The 17748-nt window shown below is 68.1% G+C and carries 7 protein-coding genes and 1 tRNA gene; 4 read left to right on the top strand and 4 right to left on the bottom strand.

Annotated features, from left to right (window positions below; translation table 11 throughout):
- Window positions 1-81: 81 nt before the first annotated feature.
- Window positions 82-1560 (top strand): serine hydrolase domain-containing protein, encoded by a 1479-nt coding sequence (locus OMP43_RS06555; protein WP_280278926.1) that lies wholly within the window; start codon window positions 82-84, stop codon window positions 1558-1560.
- A gap of 25 nt (window positions 1561-1585) precedes the next feature.
- Here the strand turns inward: OMP43_RS06555 and OMP43_RS06550 are convergent, their stop codons facing one another.
- Window positions 1586-2248, bottom strand: coding sequence for a TetR family transcriptional regulator (locus tag OMP43_RS06550; RefSeq protein WP_280278925.1), 663 nt, complete (start codon window positions 2246-2248; stop codon window positions 1586-1588).
- 97 nt (window positions 2249-2345) lie between these two features.
- Here OMP43_RS06550 and OMP43_RS06545 point away from each other — a divergent pair, with 97 nt between their 5' ends.
- Window positions 2346-3011: a class I SAM-dependent methyltransferase gene (locus OMP43_RS06545; RefSeq protein ID WP_280278924.1), complete on the top strand. Its 666-nt coding sequence runs from the start codon at window positions 2346-2348 to the stop codon at window positions 3009-3011.
- Window positions 3012-3065: 54 nt separating this feature from the next.
- Here the strand turns inward: OMP43_RS06545 and OMP43_RS06540 are convergent, their stop codons facing one another.
- On the bottom strand, window positions 3066-3551 hold the full coding sequence (locus OMP43_RS06540) for a MarR family transcriptional regulator (protein WP_280278923.1): 486 nt from the start codon (window positions 3549-3551) through the stop codon (window positions 3066-3068).
- A 67-nt stretch (window positions 3552-3618) separates the two neighbouring features.
- Here OMP43_RS06540 and OMP43_RS06535 point away from each other — a divergent pair, with 67 nt between their 5' ends.
- On the top strand, window positions 3619-4716 hold the full coding sequence (locus OMP43_RS06535; protein ID WP_280278922.1) for a branched-chain amino acid aminotransferase: 1098 nt from the start codon (window positions 3619-3621) through the stop codon (window positions 4714-4716).
- Between the two features lie 23 nt (window positions 4717-4739).
- Window positions 4740-4814 (top strand) — tRNA-Gln (locus tag OMP43_RS06530).
- A 222-nt stretch (window positions 4815-5036) separates the two neighbouring features.
- On the opposite strand, the gene OMP43_RS06525 is transcribed toward OMP43_RS06530, so the two are convergent.
- Both OMP43_RS06525 and OMP43_RS06520 read right to left on the bottom strand, forming a co-directional pair.
- Window positions 5037-6452 carry a fatty acid--CoA ligase family protein gene (locus OMP43_RS06525; RefSeq protein WP_280278921.1) on the bottom strand — a complete coding sequence of 472 codons (1416 nt, stop codon included), beginning with the start codon at window positions 6450-6452 and terminating at the stop codon, window positions 5037-5039.
- A gap of 23 nt (window positions 6453-6475) precedes the next feature.
- Window positions 6476-17446, bottom strand: coding sequence for an autotransporter-associated beta strand repeat-containing protein (locus OMP43_RS06520; protein WP_280278920.1), 10971 nt, complete (start codon window positions 17444-17446; stop codon window positions 6476-6478).
- Window positions 17447-17748 lie beyond the last annotated feature (302 nt).

The raw sequence follows: 17748 nt of genomic DNA, 5'->3' as shown, positions 1-17748 counted from the left end.
CGCTTGGGGCTTTGTCACGCGCCGGCCATACTCGATGCGCACACCGAAGAGTTGGAAGCTCGGGGACCTGGAGGGGGACGCATGTATCGTGGCATTGGATGCGCGGTCTTTTCGATTGCCTGTTGTGGCGGAGCGTTGGCTCAAGTCGCTCCGGCTGCTCCCGCCAACCTGTCTGCCGCGGAGATCGTGAGCATCGAGAATGGCCTGATACCGCGGGTCGTTCTGGCCGATGAAACGCGAAGGACCTACAATCTCAACGAGCGCATGGCATTGCTTGGCGTCCCCGGCGTCAGCGTGGCCATTTTCGATGACCGGCACGTTATCTGGGCAAAGGGCTATGGATCCACCGATAGTCGACGGTTCCAAGGCGTCGATGTGCATACGCGTTTCCAGGCGGCTTCCATCAGCAAATCGGTCACCGCTTTTGCCGTGATGACCCTGGTCCAATCCAAAGGCCTGAACCTCGACCGGGATGTGAACGACTATCTTCGCACGTGGAAGGTTCCTTCAAGCGAACCCAACCGAACCGAGAAGGTAACGATTCGCCGATTGTTGAGCCACACCGCCGGGCTGAACGTTGGCGGCTTCGCCGGTTACGAGAAGACCCGGGCAATACCCGATGCGGCCGGGGTGCTGGACGGCAAGGGCAACAGTCCCGCGCTTCGCGTCGAAGCGGTGCCAGGATCGAGATATTCCTATTCGGGCGGTGGGTATGTCGTGCTGCAGAAGCTGATCGAGGATCAGTCCGGCATGCCCTTCGGCCGTTACCTGCAGCGACATGTGCTGACGCCGCTGCATATGGCCGACAGCACGTTCGACTCTTATCCCGAAGGGAATGTCAGCCTCGCCCATCAGTTCGATGGCCAACCCTTTCCCGGCGGCTGGCATGTCTATCCGGAGCTTGCGCCGGCCGGCTTGTGGACGACTCCCTCCGACATAGCGAAATTCTGTTCCGGGATGCTGAAGGCGCTGTCCGGGGCGAAGGGGGCATTGATATCCAGAGCGCTTGCCGAGCAGATGATCCAACCGAGCGGCAAACCGGGAGGTGGTGATGCCTACGGCCTCGGCTTCGAATTGCGCGGGAAGGATGCGACCGCCTCGTTCGGGCATGGTGGCAGCAATGCCGGCTTCAAGAGCGAACTGTTCTATTTCCCGCAGCGTCGATTGGGAGTCGTCTTGATGACCAATTCCGAGAATGGCCGAGTGGTTAGAAATGAACTGGCCCGGGCCATCTCGAACAAATTCGCACTGGGGTTGTTCCCGACGCGCGCGGTTACCCGGATCCCGGTGTCCGCTGACGAGCTAGCGGCGATCGCGGGGCGATATCAATATACCGGGGCGGAGAACTATTTCTTCAACGCGACCGCCGGAGCCGATAACGAGCTGGTCCTGAAGGACCTGACCACCGGAAAGACCAATCATCTGGTGGCGTTCGATCGCGACAAGTTCATCGATCGCTACACCGGTGAGGGAATCACCATCACCCGTGACGTTGCTACCGGAGCGATCACTGGCCTTCTGGACAATGACGGGGATGCGCTGCTGCGCGTGAAGGGCTGAAGTGTAACGCGGAGGAGGCTGATAGTCACGGGCGCCCAGCCTTGGGTGGGAAGCTGCTCCTCTTCGCCAACTTCTCCACATAGCCGCACAGCATGTCCGCGATCGCTTCCGACCAGGCCGCGATCTCCGCCTCGGTCCGCGGCGTCTCGGAAAAGCTGCTGCCCAGCTGGCTGAGCGTCATCTTGATCAGGTCCCCTGCCAGCATCCGCGCATCCTCCGCCGCATCGGGCAGTGCCTCGCGCAGGAAGGCCCGGAAGACCTGCGCATTCTCTCCCTTCGCCTCGATCGCCTCGGGCGCGTCGCGATAGAGCGGGGCGGCGTCGCTGAGCGCGGTGCGGACCGCCGCTTCCTCGCATTCGGACTGGAGGAAGGCATGGACCAGCCGCCGCAGCCGGGCGAGGGGCGGCGTGGCGGCATCCTCGAGGATGCCCCGCAGCATCGCCGAGGTGCGCCGCCATTCGTCGCTCTGCAGGCGGAACAGGATCGCCGCCTTGTTGGGGAAATATTGGTAGAGCGAGCCCACGCTCACCCCGGCGCGCTCGGCGACTCGCGCGGTGGTGAAACGCTGCGCGCCTTCCTTCGTCAAAACCTGAACAGCCGCGTCGAGCACGGCCTCGACCAGCTGGCTCGAGCGGGCCTGTCGCGGCTGTTTCCGCGAGGCGACGCGGGGGGTGCGGGGAGGGGTCATGCGGGCATGCTGCCAATGCGAATAGCCAAAACTGACGAACTAGTCGTATTTTCCGGACCGGCGGGCAAGCCCCCGCCGCCACATGGAGAAACCCCGGATGACGACCCTGTCGAGCGCCCCCGTGGCGCCCCTGCTCGCGCGCCTGTTCGCCGAGACCGAAGCCAACCCGCCTGCCGCCAGCCCGGCCTTTGCCGGCATGACGAGCGAGGATCACCGCGCGATGATGCGCAGCAAGACCGGGTATCGCGATTTCTACGCGAAGCTCGCCGATTTCGCGCTGCCGGTCTCGCCCGAACTGGGCAGGCTGCTCTACATGCTGGCGCGTGCCACCCGAGCGCGCTCGATCGTCGAGTTCGGTACCTCGTTCGGCCTGTCGACGCTTCACCTGGCGGCGGCGCTGCGCGACAATGGCGGCGGCCGGCTGATCACCAGCGAGTTCGAGGCGGGCAAGCTTGCCCGTGCCCGGGCGAACCTGGCCGAAGCCGGGCTGGCCGATCTCGTCGAATTCCGCGAAGGCGACGCGCTGGAGACGCTCGCCGCCGGCTTGCCCGAATCTATCGACCTGCTGCTGCTCGATGGCGCCAAGGCGCTCTATTCGGACATTCTCGACCGGGTCGAGAGCCGGTTGCGCCCCGGCGCGATCCTGATCGCCGACAATGCCGATTATTGCCCGGAATATCTGGAGCGGGTCGGCGACGTGGCGAACGGCTATATGTCGATGCCGTTCACCGACGAGGTGGAGCTGTCGATCCGGCTGGGGTGATCGCGCGCGGGGAGGGGGCGCCAGGCCCCTTCCCCTCGGGGAGGGGACGGCGGCCTATCGCCCCAGCGCCGCGACGCGCTGGCGCTCTTCCTCGGGCACCAGCCCCTCGAGCACGGCCCAGAAGCCGCCCACCGCGCCCTGTCCCGCGCTCGAATAGGCATTGGCCATCTTCTCGCGCAGCGCGTCGAACAGCGCGCCTTCGAGCTTCGCTCCCGCCGGGGTGAGCCGCAACAGGCGCTGGCGCCGGTCGCGATCGCCGGTGCGGGTCTCGACGAAGCCGCGATCGGCCAGCTCGGTCAGCACCCGGCCGAGCGACTGCTTGGTGATCGCCAGGATCGCGAGCAGCTCGCTCACCGTCAGGTCCGGCTTGCGGGCGATGAAATAGAGGGCGCGATGATGGGCGCGGCCCAGGCCCTGCGCCGCCAGCCCTGCGTCGATCGATCGGGTCAGATGCGCATACCCGAAATAGAGCAGCTCCACGCCGCGCCGGATCTCGGGCTCGCGCAGGAACAGCGGGGAAGCAGGAATTGGGGCAGCCATGTTGACGCTTTCTGCCACCGCGCCTAACCCGCTGCAAGCCGGTCCGGCAGAGTCGAAGGCGAGTGCAATGGAAGACACCACCATCCTGGATTTCGAGTTCGAGGCGCATCCCAATCCGGTCAGCGACGCCGACCGTGCGGCGGTGCTCGCCAATCCGGGTTTCGGCAAGGTGTTCACCGATCACATGGCGGTGATCAAGTACAGCGCCGACAAGGGCTGGCACGAAGCGAAGATCCTGCCGCGCGGTCCGATCCAGGTCGACCCGGCCACGGCAGTGCTCCATTATGCCCAGGAGATCTTCGAGGGGCTGAAGGCCTATCGCCTGCCCGATGGCGGCGTGTCGCTGTTCCGCGCGGACGAGAATGCCCGCCGCTTCCGCGAATCCGCCGAGCGGATGGCGATGGCGCCGCTGCCGGACGCGCTGTTCCTGGACTCGATCCGCGAACTGGTCCGCATCGATCAGAAATGGATTCCGGAGATCGAGGGCGGCTCGCTCTATCTGCGCCCCTTCATGTTCGCGAGCGAAGTGTTCCTGGGCGTGAAGCCGGCCAGCGAATATCTCTACATGGTGATCGCCTCGCCGGCGGGCGCCTATTTCAAGGGCGGCGCGCCGTCGGTGACGCTGTGGGTCTCGGAGCATTACACGCGGGCCGCGCCGGGCGGCACGGGCGCGGCGAAGTGCGGCGGCAATTATGCGGCCAGCCTGGTCGCGCAGAAGGAAGCGATCGATCAGGGTTGCGACCAGGTGGTGTTCCTCGATGCGGTGGAGAACCGCTTCGTCGAGGAGCTGGGCGGCATGAACGTGATGTTCGTGATGGACGACGGCTCGATCGTCACGCCGCCGCTGGGCGGCACGATCCTGCCCGGCATCACCCGCGATTCGCTGATCACCCTGGCGCGATCGCAGGGGATCGAGGTGCGCGAGGAGCGCTATTCGATCGACCAGTGGAAGGCCGATGCCCAGAGCGGCAAGCTGCGCGAGGCCTTTGCCTGCGGCACCGCCGCGGTGCTGACGCCGATCGGCAAGGTGCGCGGCCGCGGCTATGAGTTCATGATCGGAAATGGCGGACCGGGCATCCTTACCGAGAAGCTCAGGAGCGAGCTGGGCGGCATTCAGCGCGGAACTGCGCCGGACCCGCATGGCTGGGTTGAACGGCTCTCCTAAGTCCCTATAAGCGCGCTTCCCGCTGGGGCGTAGCCAAGTGGTAAGGCAACGGTTTTTGGTACCGTGTACCGAAGGTTCGAATCCTTCCGCCCCAGCCAAGGATCACATCCAGGCGGAATGACGGCCCGTGAACGGCCGTCATTCCGCCGAATCCCGGCTGTGTGCCGAGCCGACAAGATTTGGCCGTGACTGCTTAGCGGCACCCTCGCTGCGGGCATTCGATGCGAACCAAGGTGCCCAGAGGCAGACTTAAGCCCGGATGCGGATCGCCACCCATCCGCCCGCAACGCGCGGGGCGGTGCCCGATACCCGGGCTCCTCCTACGAGACGTTCAGCTGCCGCGCCGCCTCGCGCAGCATTTCGCGCCGAACCTTGCCGAGCGGCGTGAGGGGCAGCGCGTCGATATAGGCGACGCGCACCGGCGGCAGTTCGGGGATGACCAGAGCGCGGCCGATCGCGCCTTCGTCGATCTCGCCCTCGCGGACGATCGCCAGCCAGGGCTGGGCGATGCCCTGCGCGTCCTCGAGGGCGAAGGCGGCAACGCCGGCGACACCCGGGACCATGGCCACCGGCCCCTCCAGCGCGCCGGGGAGGAACTTCTGGCCGCCGAAGTTCATCACTTCATCCTCCCGGCCTTCGATCTCCAGCATGCCGTCCGCGCGCATCGCGCCGATGTCACCTGGATAGAACCAGCCGTCGCGAAAGCGATCGTCCGGGCCGCCGTCGCCGAGATAGCCGCCCACCACATCGGAGCCGCGCATGCGGACGCGGCCGCTGCTGCCGAGCGGGAGAATATTGTCCCGCTCGTCGACGATCTCGATCTCGGACCAGGGAGTGATCCAGCCGACCGCGGTTTCGCTGTCCAGGCTGGCGGCGAATCCGTTGGTGCAGACGCCCGCCTCCGTGGAGGCGTAAGTCACGTTGACGGCGCCGAGGCGCAGCGCCGCGCGCGTACGCAGCTTCGGCGCGGCATGCGCGCCGCCGATCGCGATCTGGAGGCCGGGCAGCGGTGTCGCCTCCGCCGGCAGCGCGTCGAGCACGACGGCAAGCTGGGCCGGCGCGGCGAGCATGCCGGTCGGCTGGAGGATCGGCAGCGAGCGGGCGAGGATGGCGGGATCGGAAGAACCGAACAGCACCGTGCCGCCCTTTGCCCAGCACCAGAGGAACAGCGGCAGCGCGCCGCTTTCGGGGCCGATCAGCGAGAGCAGCCGCTCATAGCCGAAATTGCGCGTCCAGGTATGCTCGATGCGGCGCTCCATCAGCGCCCAGCTCATGCCCACGGCCTTGGGCTCGCCGGTCGAACCCGAGGATAGCTGGACTCGGCCGAGCGCTTGCGCATCGACGGCGACCGGGGCGAGCGCCACGGGCTCCGCGGCCAGGGCTGCGGCGAGCCATGGCCCATCGACGAGCAGCGCCGGCGCATGTGCCGGATCGTCGCTGAGCAGCTTCGTCGCACCGGCCGCCGGCACCACCATCGGCCCGGCCATTTCCGGGATCAGCGACACCGTCGGCACGCCGCGCCGGGCACAGGCGATTATGAGCAGCAGATGGCGATAGCTGTCGCGCACGCTGATCCCCACCGGCGCGGGCCCCGCTATGCCCGCCCGGTCGAGCGCGGCGGCGGCGCGATCGATGGCGCGGTCGAAGTCGCGATAGCTGATATGCTCGGCCCCATTGGATACCGCGATCGCGAGCGGCGTCATGCGGGCCGAGAAGTGGACGAGACGGTCGAACATGTCAGATCACCAGTGAGGGAGGGTCAGAAGCGCCAGCTGAGCTGGGCCCGGGCGCCATGGTCGCTCGAACGATCCGCATAGGTGCCGGTGTAGGACACGCCAAGGCGGATATGCTCGCTCAAGTCGAGGGCCAGGCCGAGATCGACCGCGGCGCTGGTCCGGTCGAGCGGGATGCCACGCGCCTGGAACGCGCTGCCGCCGGCAAAGGCGAGATCGATCCCGGGCACCCGGTCCCCGAATACCCGGCGCGCCGCGGCGGAACCGTCGAGGCTCAGCCTGGTGCCGCCCAGATCCCAGCCGATCCGCGCCTTGAGGCCGAGGCTGGCATAGGTCGCGTCGAACCCGCTGCCGCTGCCGTGCAGCGCCGCCGCGCCGCCATGCTCGTTCACGCCGCTATCGGACAGCGCGACATGCGCAAGGCCGACAAAAGGCTGGAGATCGACGCCGCCGATGCTGCCCTTGACGCCCAGCTGGCCAAAGGCCTGGAAAGTGCGGGCATCGTAATTGTCGCCGAGCAGCTGGCGGAGGCTGCCGAACGCGACATGGCGCTGCGAGGCGATCGCATGCCACCCATAGGCTGTGCCGAGCTGGATCGAGACCGGGCCATAGGAACCGAGCAGGCTGCCGCCCGCCTGGTAGCTCGCCGCCTTGTGTGTCGCGTTCGAGGTGCGGAACTCGCTGGTGCCGTAGCCGAGCGCCACGCCGATCCGCCAATGGTTGCCGAACGAACCGTCAAAGCCGGTGACGAAGCCCTTGGCCGAACGCCTATAGCCTTGCGCCTGGGCGTTACCGTCGACGTCGCGCCACGCACCGGTCACGCGGCCCCAGGCCGCGAGGCCATCGGCACCCGCCATCTCGTCACGTGCGAGCATCGCATCGCGCATGAAGCGGCTGTCCTCGACCAGCGAAGCGCGCATGCTCGCATAGTCCGAGCCGGCGAGCTGGTCGAAGGCGGCGCGGGCTTCGGGCGCGGTGAGCGCCGCAACGGCTTCGTACACGCCATTGCCCGCGCCGAGCGCCTGCACCCGCGGCGCAACCGCGGCCTGGTTGCCGGTCTGCGCCACGGCGATGAAATCGACCGTGTTGCGCTTGAGGTTCAGCGTCACCGCATTGACGCCATAGGCCAGCGTCGGCGTCAGGAAGGCGAGGTTGGTCGTGACGTTCGAGAAGGTGCCGTTCAGGCCGCCGGCGGCGGTGAGGATCGTGTAGCTGGTATTGGCGGCATAGTTGCCGTCCGTGGCCAGCACGCGCACCGTCGCGCCGCTCGCGATCGAGGCGCTGCCGCCGACGACGATCTTGTCGCTCTGGCCCGCGGCATTGGCCTCCACTTCGAACACGCTGCCCGAAGCGAAGGCGAGATTGCCGGTGAAGGCAAGCGTGCCGATCGAGTTGCCCGGCGCGATCGTGCCGGCGATGCTGGCCGAGCCCGCGGTGCCGCCGCCCTGCAGGCGGCCGCCCGCGAGCACGTCGATCGTGCCGCCCAGGGTGCCGTTGAGCGAGAACAGGCTCCCCGCGCCGACGGTGGTGGCACCTGCGAAGCCGGCGCTGTTGCCGGTGAGCAGCACGGTGCCGCCGCCCTGGAACAGCACGCTGCCGGTGCCGCTCAGGGTGCCGGCATAGGTGCCGTTCGCCGCCTGGTTGAAGACCAGGCTGGTGCCCTGGCTCAGATCGACATTGCCGGTGAACAGGGAAGTGGTGGAAACCAGGCTGCCGGCAGTGACTCGCCAGTTGCTGCTGCTCGCGCCGGTGAGGGTGAGCGCGCCGGCACCGGATTTCACATAGCTGCCAGCGCCGCTGATCGTGCCCGCGAAGGTGGCGTTGCTCGCCTGGTCGAACACGACGGTGCCGGCGTTCTGGACGCTGCCCTGGATGGAGGCGGCATTGCCGATCAGCGTGCCTGCCTGGACGGCCGTTCCTCCGGTATAGCTGTTGGCGCCGGTCAGCACGAGCGTGCCGAGATCGGTCTTGACCAGCATGGCACCGCCGGTGAGCGCCGAGGCGATGGTGGCGGTCATGCCGGCGCCGGCGGCGGTGCCGTCGCCGACACGGACGGTCGCCTGGGCGCCCGAGAGCGCCAAGGTGCCGCCGGAGAGCGTATAGCCGCCGGTTGCGAACTGCATGCCGGTGGCCGAGACTTGGCCGGCACCATTGTCGATCGTCACTGCGCCGCCATTGCCCTGGAACACCGCGAAGCTCGGCACCGGCTGCATCGGCCCGTTCACCGCGCCATTGGCATCGGTCCAGTTGCGGGTGCCGAGGCTCCAGCTGCCCGAGCCGCCATCGATGCGGCCATTGTCATGGCTCGCCGCCGCTGCGCCGTCCCAGAAGGCGAGCGTCGCGCCGCTGGTGCTGACCAGGTTGACCTGGCCGATATTGCCCGTCTGCACCGACAGGCCGGCGGTGCCGATGCCGGTCACCGTGCCGAGGACCAGGCCGTTGTCGGTGAGCGCGCCGCCATAGGAGAACAGGCGATAGACGCCGGCGCCGAAGCTCGGCTGGGCGGCGATGTTGAGCGTGCCGTCGAGCGTCAGGTCGCCGCTTACCGCGAACAATGCGGTGGCCGGGGGCTGGGACAGGGTGACGTCGATCACCGAGCCGGACGCGAGGGTGAGGGCACCCATCGCCAGCGTGCCGCCGGTGGCGCCGACCAGATGCGCGCCGTCCGCGATGCTGACCGTGCCGCCGATGCTGCCGGTGCCCGAAAGCGTGCTCGCGACCTGCACGTCGCCGCCCAGCTGGCCGATGACCGCGAGGCCGCCGCCCGACACGGTGGTGGTGCCGGCAAAGGCCGCGCTGTTGCCGCTCAGCGTCAGCGTGCCGGTGCCGGCCTGCGCGACCGTGCCGCTGCCGGAGAAGCTGCCGGCATAGGTCGTGGCGCCGGCCCGGTCGAAGGCTAGGGTGCCGCCGTTGATCTGCGCCGAACCGCCGGCAAAGCTGCCGTGCAGCACCGACACGCCGCTGTTCTGCACCAGGGTGCCGGTGCCGAGATTTGCATGCACGGTTGCGCCGTCGAGCGTGTAGCTCGCCGCCGAGAGCGTGCCGGTGCCCGCGAGGGTTCCGGCGAGGGCCAGAGTGCCGACGCTGCCGCCAAAGCCCTGGAGGTCGAGCGTCGCGTCGCGCGCCACGGTCACGGCCGCGCCGGCGGCAAGGCGATCCGCGCCGCCCAGGCGCAGCGTGCCGCCGTCGATCCGGACGGTGCCGCTCGCCGCAGTGCCGCCGAGCAGCGAGGTTCCCGAATGCTGGACGAGCGTGCCGGTGCCGAGATTGGCGCTCACGATCGCGCCGTCCAGCGTCGTCGTGGCGGCGGTCAGCGTGCCGGTGCCCGCCAGGGTTCCGGCGAGGGCCAGCGTGCCGATGCGGTCGTCAAAGCCCTGGAGGTCGAGCGTCGCGCCGCTCGCCACGGTCACCGCCGCGCTGTCGGCAAGGCGATCGCTCGCGCCGAGCCGCAGCATGCCGCTATCGATCCGGACGATGTCGCTCGCCGCAGTGCCGCCGAGCAGCGAGGTCCCCGAATGCTGGATGAGCATGCCGGTGCCGAGATTGGCGTTCACGACCGCGCCGTCCAGCGTCGTCGTGGCGGCGGTGAGCGTGCCGGTGCCCGCGAGGGTGCCGGCCAGTGTCAGCGTGCCGATGCGGTCGTCAAAGCCCTGGAGGTCGAGCGTTGTGCCGGCCGCGACGGTGACCAGCCCGGTATCGAGAAGGCGATCGCTCGCGCCGAGCCGGAGCGTGCCGCCGGCGATGTCGAGCCTGCCGGCGGCCGTGGTGCCGCCGAGCAACGAAGTGCCGGAGCGCTGGACGAGCGTGCCGGCGCCGAGATTGGCGGCGACCGTCGCGCCGTCGAGCATCGTCGTCGCCGCGGTCAGCGTGCCGGTGCCGCCCAGCGTGCCGGCCAGCGCCAGGCTGCCGATCGTGTCGCTATTGCCTTGCACGTCGAGCACTGCGCCGGAGGCGACAGCGACCGATGCCGTATCGGACAGGCGGTCCGACCCGCCAAGGCGCAGCGTGCCGCCCGTCACGTTGATGATGCCGGCAGCCGCGGTGCCGTTGAGGTCGGAAACACCCGAATGCTGGGTCAGTGTGCCGGTGCCGAGATTGGTGAAAACCGTCGCCCCGTCGAGCGTGTAGGTGGCGGCGGTCAGCGTGCCGGAGCCCCCGAGCGTGCCGGCCAGCGCCAGGCTGCCGATGGTCTCGTCATGGCCTTGCAGGTCGAGCGTCGCGCCGGCGAGCACCGTCACGATCGCGGTATCGGCAAGCCGCTGGCTCGCGCCGAGCTGAAGGGTGCCGCCCTCGACATGCACCGCGGATCCGGCGGAGGTGCCGTTGAGCAGCGTGACGCCGCTGCGCTGATAGACTGCGCCGGCGCCCAGATCATGGTCGATCGTGCCGCCGAGCAGATTGTAGATCGCGGCAGTCAGCGTGCCGCCGCCGATCAGATTGCCCGCGATGGTGAAGCTGGCGACGGTCTCGTCGAAGCCGTTCAGGTCGAGCGTCGCGCCGTTGCGCACCTCGAGCGTCGAATCGTCGGCGAGCACCCCGGAGGCCCCGAGGCGCAGCGTGCCGGCATCGACCAGGGTGAGGCCGGAATAGGTGTTGGCGCCCGAGAGAGTCAGCACGCCGGTGCCCGTCTTGGTGAGGCCGCCGGTGCCCCCGATCACGCCGCCGAAGTCGCTGTCCTCATCGTCCCAGCCGACCGTCAGCCGGTTGGCACCGAGAGCCACGGTGCCGTTGCCGGAAAGATTGGCGATCTCGATGTCCGCGCCGGCGCCCGAAATGTCGAACGCGCCATGGGCGATCAGCGCGCCGCCGCCGATCGTGCCGGCGCCGGCGAGCGCCAAGGTGGCGCCGCCGTCGATCGTGGTGGTGCCGAGATAGGTGTTCGCGCCGCGCAGCGTGCTGGTGCCGTTGGCAAAGGCCAGGTTGCCCAGGCCCAGGATCTCGCCCGAAAAGTCGCTGGCGCCGAGCGAAAGATCGGCGAAGACAAGCCGGACCGCGCCGCCGCCGGTGAGGCGGGTGAGCGCCGCGCCCCATCCCCCGATCGCGAGCGTGCCGTCGGCGATGACGGTGCCGCTCGCGAGCGAGCCGCCGTTGAGGAACAGCGCCGCGCCGTCGTTGATGTTCGTGTCGCCCGTATAGGTGTTGGCACCGCTCAGTATCTGGAAGCCCGAGGCGATGGTCAGGCCGCCGCTGCCCTGGATGACGCCGCCGAAGCTGGTGCTGTCGGGGTTGTTGAACGTCAGCGTGTTGGCGCCGAGATCGACCGTGCCGTCGTCGCGCAGGCCGCCGAACTCGGTGGCGCCGCTGGTCAAGCCCGAGAGGTCGAGCGTGGCACCGCTGGCCACCGAAACCGCGGCATTGGCGCCGAGCGCGCCGTTGCCCGAAAGCGCCAGCGTGCCGACCTCCACCGTCACGCCCTGGAGCATGTTCTGGCCGGTGAGCGTCAGCGTGCCGGCACCATTTTTGAGGAAACCGCTGCTCCCCGGGAAGGTCGCTTCCTGCAGGGTGCCGGCGAAGAGTGTCGCCGCGCTGTTGTTCACGGTCAGGCCCTTCGGCCCGAGATTGACGCGGCTGCCCGCGACGCCGGACAGGTTGTTGATCCGCTCGCCGATGCCCGCGCCGACGTTGAGGACCGCGTTCGCGCCGGTGAGCGCGACCGAGGACGCGGCGAGGAGCTGGTTCGGCCCGCTCAGCGAAAGCGTGCCGTCGGCGACAATCACATTGCCGGTGAAGACTCCGCTGCCGGCAAGGTTCGTCGTTCCCGGGCCCGCGATCTTCAGCGTGCCGGCGCCCGACAGACCGTTCACCTGGACGGTGCCGGTCCGGTTGGTGGTCAGCGTGCCGCCGTTCAGCGCGATCGCGCCGCTGAGCGAGCCGTTGCCGGCGCCATCGCCGATGGTCATGCTCGCGCCGTTCAGCAGCGTGGTGATGCCGCCATAGCTCCAGTCGGTGGCGACGGTCTGGTGGCCCGAGGCGATCGTCACCGCGCCATTGCCATAGCCCGCCGCCTGGGTGATGGCGCCGGTGAAGTCGCTCTCGCCGCCATTGCCGGCGATGCTGAGCACGCCGTTGCCGAGCCGGATGTTGCCCGTGCCGGTGAAATGAGTGAACGGGAGCGCGCCGCTCGCGCCGGATACGTCGAAGACGCCGTTCACGGTGATGGTCGGGCTGGCGATCGAGCCGCTGCCCGTCAGCGCGAGCCCCGCGCCGGCATCGATCACGGTGGTGCCGGTATAGGTGTTGACGCCGCCGAGCGTGAGCGTGCCTCCGGTGAGGTGCAGCCCGCCATTGCCCTGGATCACGCCGGAGAAGCCGCCGCCCGCGTTGCCGATGGTCAGGTTCTTGTCGCCGAGCGTCACGGTGCCGATGCCGGCAAGCCCGCCGATCGCATGGCCGGCGCCGGCCACGCCCGACAGGTCGAGCGTGCCGCTGGCCATCGTCAGCGCCGCGCCGCCGCCGATCGAACCGCTGCCGGCGAGCGCAAGCGTTCCGCCGTCGATGCGCACCGCTGCCAGATCGCTCTGGCCGGTGAGGGTGAGCCTGGCCGTGCCCGCGAGCGTGAGCGCCGGCGTGGGGGAAATCGCGCCGCTCGCCACGTCGTCGAAGCTGCCGGCGAAGATGGCATCGGCGCCCTGGACGATGCGCATGCCATGATCGCCATAGCGGACCACGGCGCCGGAAGCGCCCGAGAGCGTGTTGATCGTGCCGCCCGCCACCGTCAGGTCGAGCACCGCGCCCGTGCCGGAAAGTGCGATGCCGCTGCCGTTCGACAGCACTTGGCTGGTGTCGAGGGCGAGGGTGCCGTTCGCGACGGTGACGGCGCCGGTGAAGTCGGCCGCGCCGCCCAGACGGGTGGTGCCGCCGCCCGCCTGCACGAGGCTGCCGCTGCCGATCAGGCCGGTGACCGAGAGGCTGTCCGAACGATCGACGGTGAGCGTGCCGTTCGCGGTGATCGTGCCGCGCACCGATCCGCCGGCGCCGCCATTGCCGAGCGTGAGACCGGCACCCTGCGCGATGGTCGTCGCGCTATTGGCGTTCGCGCCGGTGAGAGTCAGCGTGCCGCCGGCGATGACGAGCGTGCCACCATTGCTGTCGCCGATCACGCCGGAGAACATGCCGCCATTGTTGATGGTCAGCATATTGCCGTTGAGGATGAAGCTGCCCGCGCCCGAGAGGCTGCCGATGGTCTCGTCGGAACCGAACAGCTCGGCGGTGCCGGCCGCGCCGATGATCAGCGCGGATCCATCGTTGATCGCGTTGCCGTTGAAGAGGCGCAGCCGTCCGTTGGTGACCGTCGTGGAACCGGTATAGCTGTTGTTCCACAGCGAGAGAATGCCCGAGCCCGCCTGGACGAGGTTGCCGGCACCGCCGCCGATATTGGCGACGGTCCAGTCGTCGGCCTTGTTGATCGTCAGCGTGCCGTCGTTGAGCACGAAGCTCGTGCTGTAGAGATAGCCGTCGGTGCCGCCATTCCCGAGCGTGAGGTTGCCGCCGTTCAATGCGATCGTGTTGAGCGAATTGTTGCCGGTCAGGGTCAGCGTGCCGCCGGTCAGGTTGAGCGTGCCGTTGTTGAACTGGCCGGCATAGCTGCCGCCATTGGCGATCGTCAGCGTGTAGCCGTTGAGGAAGGCGGAGCCACCCCCGCCCGAGAAGCTGCGGACGCTCGCATCCGCGTTGAGCAGCTGGAAGAAGCCGTTCGCCGCGACGTCCGAACTGGCGAGCGATCCGGCGCCGCTCAGGTTGAGCTGCGCGCCGCTGGCGATCGTCGTGGTGCCCGAATGGGTGTTGGCGCCCGCAAGAGTCGCGACGCCGGCGGCGAGCGTGATGCCGCCATTGCCGGAGATCACGCCGCCGAAGCTGTTGCCATTGGCGGCCGCGGTGATGGTGAGCAGCTTGTCGCCCAGGGCCACCGAGCCGCCGGTGCCGCGCAGATCCTTGATCGCCGCACCCGCGCCGCTCACGCCGGAAATGTCGAAGGTGCCGCCGTTGACCGCGACATAGCTGGCGCTGGCAAGCGTGCCGCCGCCGGACAGGGCGAGCGTGCCCTGGTTGACCAGCACCGGCAGCAACAGGTCGCTGTTGTTCCCCGCGAGAGTGAGCGTGCCCGTGCCGCTCTTGGTCAGCGCGCCCGTCGATGTCGGCGTGCTGCCGAGCGTGCCCGCGAAGATCGTGTTCGCGCTGTTCGCCAACGTCGTGCTCTTGCCCGACAACAGCACCCGGCTGCCAGCGACGCCGGACAGATTGTTGAGGACAAGTCCGTCCGAGTTGAGGCCGGCGGCGTCGAGCACCGTGTTCGTGCCGGTCAGCGCAATGGCGGAGCTGCCGGCCAGCGCGCCGGTGTTCGATAGCGACAGCGTGCCGGCTTCGATCGTCGTCGTGCCGGTGAAGCTGTTGGCGGAAGCGAGCGTCAGCGTGCCCGCGCCGCGCTTGACCAGGGCGCCGCTGCCGGAAACCACGCCGATCTGGAAATAGCTGCTGCTTTCGTCGAATATGATCGTGCCGTCGTTGGCGATGGCATAGGAGCCATTGCCCAGCGCGGTTCCCGAGCCCTGCAGCGTCGCGCCCGCCAGGATCTGGGTGCCGCCGCTCCAGAAATTATTCTGGTTGGTGAGGATGATCGTGCCCGCGCCGCCGATCACCAGCGGCTGGCCGCCGCTTTGTTCGATGAGCTGGCCGGTGAGCGTCGCGACCACGCCGGCATCGGCCTCCAGGCGGGTGGGATCGTTTGCCGGATCGATCGCGGCCAGGATGATCTGGTTCGCGTAGCTGCCCGTCGCGGCATATTGGATCGTCGGGTCGATCGCGGTGATCGTGCCGGTGCCGAACGCACCGGCGCCGGTCGCGCGGATCGTCGCGCCGTTGACCTTGATCGTGCCGGTGAGCCCGGTGCCGCTGAACACCAGCGTGCCGCTCGGAGTGCCGTTGCCGGCGGTGATCGCCATTGCCGGGCTCGCGGCCGCGCCGCTCAGCGTCCAGGTGCCGGTGCCGACCTTGTTGAGGATCTCGAAGCTGTTGACGGTTGCCAGGTTCAGCGTGCCCGTGGTGGGGCCGTCCAGCACCACCGTATCGGTGCCGTTGCCGCCGGCAATCGTCCCGAACGTCGCGCCGGTCATGATGTTGATCGTGTCGTTGCCGTTGCCGAGGTTGATCGAGCCGATCGTGGTCGAACCGGAATTGAGCGTGACGATGTCGTTGAAGGTCGACAGCGAGATCGCGCCCGAACCGCCCGAGATGGTGCCGTCATTGACCACGATGGTCGCGGCGCCGGCGGAAGTGATGCCATAGGACACGCCGATCAGCGAACCGGTGTTGGTGATGCTGCCGCCGCCGTTCAGCGTCGCGCCGACCGAGCCGTTGACGGTGCCCGAGTTGACCAGCGTCGCGGTGCCCGAGGGCACATAGATGCCGAAGCTGGTCGCGTTGATCGTGCCCGAATTGTTCAGCGTCGATCCCGAGGCATCGGTGCGGATGCCGATATTGGCGTTGATCGTGCCGCGATTGTCCAGCGTGGAGGCCGCACCCGTGCTGCGCAGGCCGGTGCTGTTGTTGCCCGTCGCGGTGATGTTCGCATGGTTGGTCGCGGTGCCGCCCGCGTTGAGCATGATGCCCGCGGCGTTCCCGGCGGTGATCGTGCCGTAATTGTCGATCGTGCCGGCCGCGCCGGCCACGTTGACGCCGAAGCTGCCGCTGCTGATCGTGGCGCCCGAGCGATTGATCAGGCTGCCGCCATTCAGGAAACTGACCGCTGAGCCGTTGCCTGGCGTGCCGGCCGCGCCGTTGACGATCGTGCCGTAATTGTCGATCGAGCCCTGGGTCAGCGTGATCGTCGTCTTGCCGGCCTGCGACTGGTTGCCGCGCAGGGTGATGCCCGATCCGATCGTGAGCGCGGTCGCGCCATTCTCGGCATAGATCGCTTCGTCCTGCGCGGTGATGTCGCCGCCGATGTCGAAGGTCGCGGTTCCCGAATTCAAGCTGGCGTAAATGCCCCGTCGCGCATTGATCGAGGCGGTGGTGCGAAGCGATCCGGCCGGGCTGTCATAATATATGCCCTGGTCGAAGAGGTTGTCCGTTCCGGTGCTCAAGCTGCCGATCGCGCCACCGATCTGAAGATCGGCAACCGCGGAGAAAGTCAGGATAGCCGAGCCGCCATTGCCGACAGTGTCGATCGTCGCGCCCGCGCGGGTGACGATCCTGTTTTCTATCAGATCGGCGTAGATGCCGTAGCGACTGAAGGCGTTGTCCAGCCCCGCCTCGCCGAACATGATCGAGGCACCGACATCGATATCCGAGCGCAGGCCAAAGCCGTTGCTGACATAGATGCCGCTGTCGCTAGCGACGATCGATCCGCTGTCGATCTTGACGATCATCGTTTCCGTCGAGGCGAAACGGACGCCATTGGAGCCGCTGTTGATGTCCACCCGGCCAAGCTGCGCATTCAAATAGGTGCCGCCGTTCGCGAAAATACCTTCGCCGCTCCCGTTGAACGTCAGCGTGCCGTTGTTCCGGATGTTGACCGTGCCGCCCGGGCCATTGACCCAGATGCCGCTTCCGCCGGAAAAGCGATTATCGCCGTCCAGCGTCAGGTTCACTGCGGCGTTCCCCGTGGGCGCCCTCAGATAAAGCGCGACCGCATAATAGGCGCTGGATGGGGCCGTGGCCGCCAGGTTGCTGTCGGTGACGCGTAGGTTCACCTCCGGACTGGCGGTGTCCTGGAAATAGGCGGCGACGTATCGCGGCGGGATGATCGTCGTGCCTGAGACGTTGTTCACGGTGACCCCGGTGATCGCCACATCGGTCGTCGTGCCGTTCAGGACGATGCCGCCGCCGATCGGCGTCTCGTCGGTCACCTGGGTCGGCGCGCCGCCTTCGATCGTACCGCCTCCCACCGAGAGCGTCTGCCCATAGGCCGGTGCTGCCGCCGCAGCGGCCGCGACCAGGGCGGTCGAGGCGAGCAGGAGATTGCGGGCGCGGCGCGGCGTGCGCAGGATCGGAGCGGTCATCTTCATTCCCTCAGCTCGGCGCTTGACGCGCGCATATGCGAAGCCGTGCGCACGGGAACGGCCCGACACGCGGCAAATGATCTTCGGTTGGGAGATTCGCCGGCTATCCGCCGACGACGATCAGACGGTGTGGAATGTCTTTCGCATGGTGCCCCCCGTCGCCCCTGAAACGAGCGCTTTCCTTAAGGGAAGCTCCAAAATGGCTCAATGAAACAAATTGGTACTATTTCGCTATCGTGGGAGAAATTTTCCAGTAAATACAATCGAGTTTCAGCTCGATCTCACGGAATCCCAAACCCGTC

This window comes from Sphingomonas sp. CBMAI 2297 (assembly GCF_029870595.1).
Lineage (GTDB): Bacteria > Pseudomonadota > Alphaproteobacteria > Sphingomonadales > Sphingomonadaceae > Sphingomonas.
This window is presented reverse-complemented; position numbering and strand designations above follow the sequence as displayed.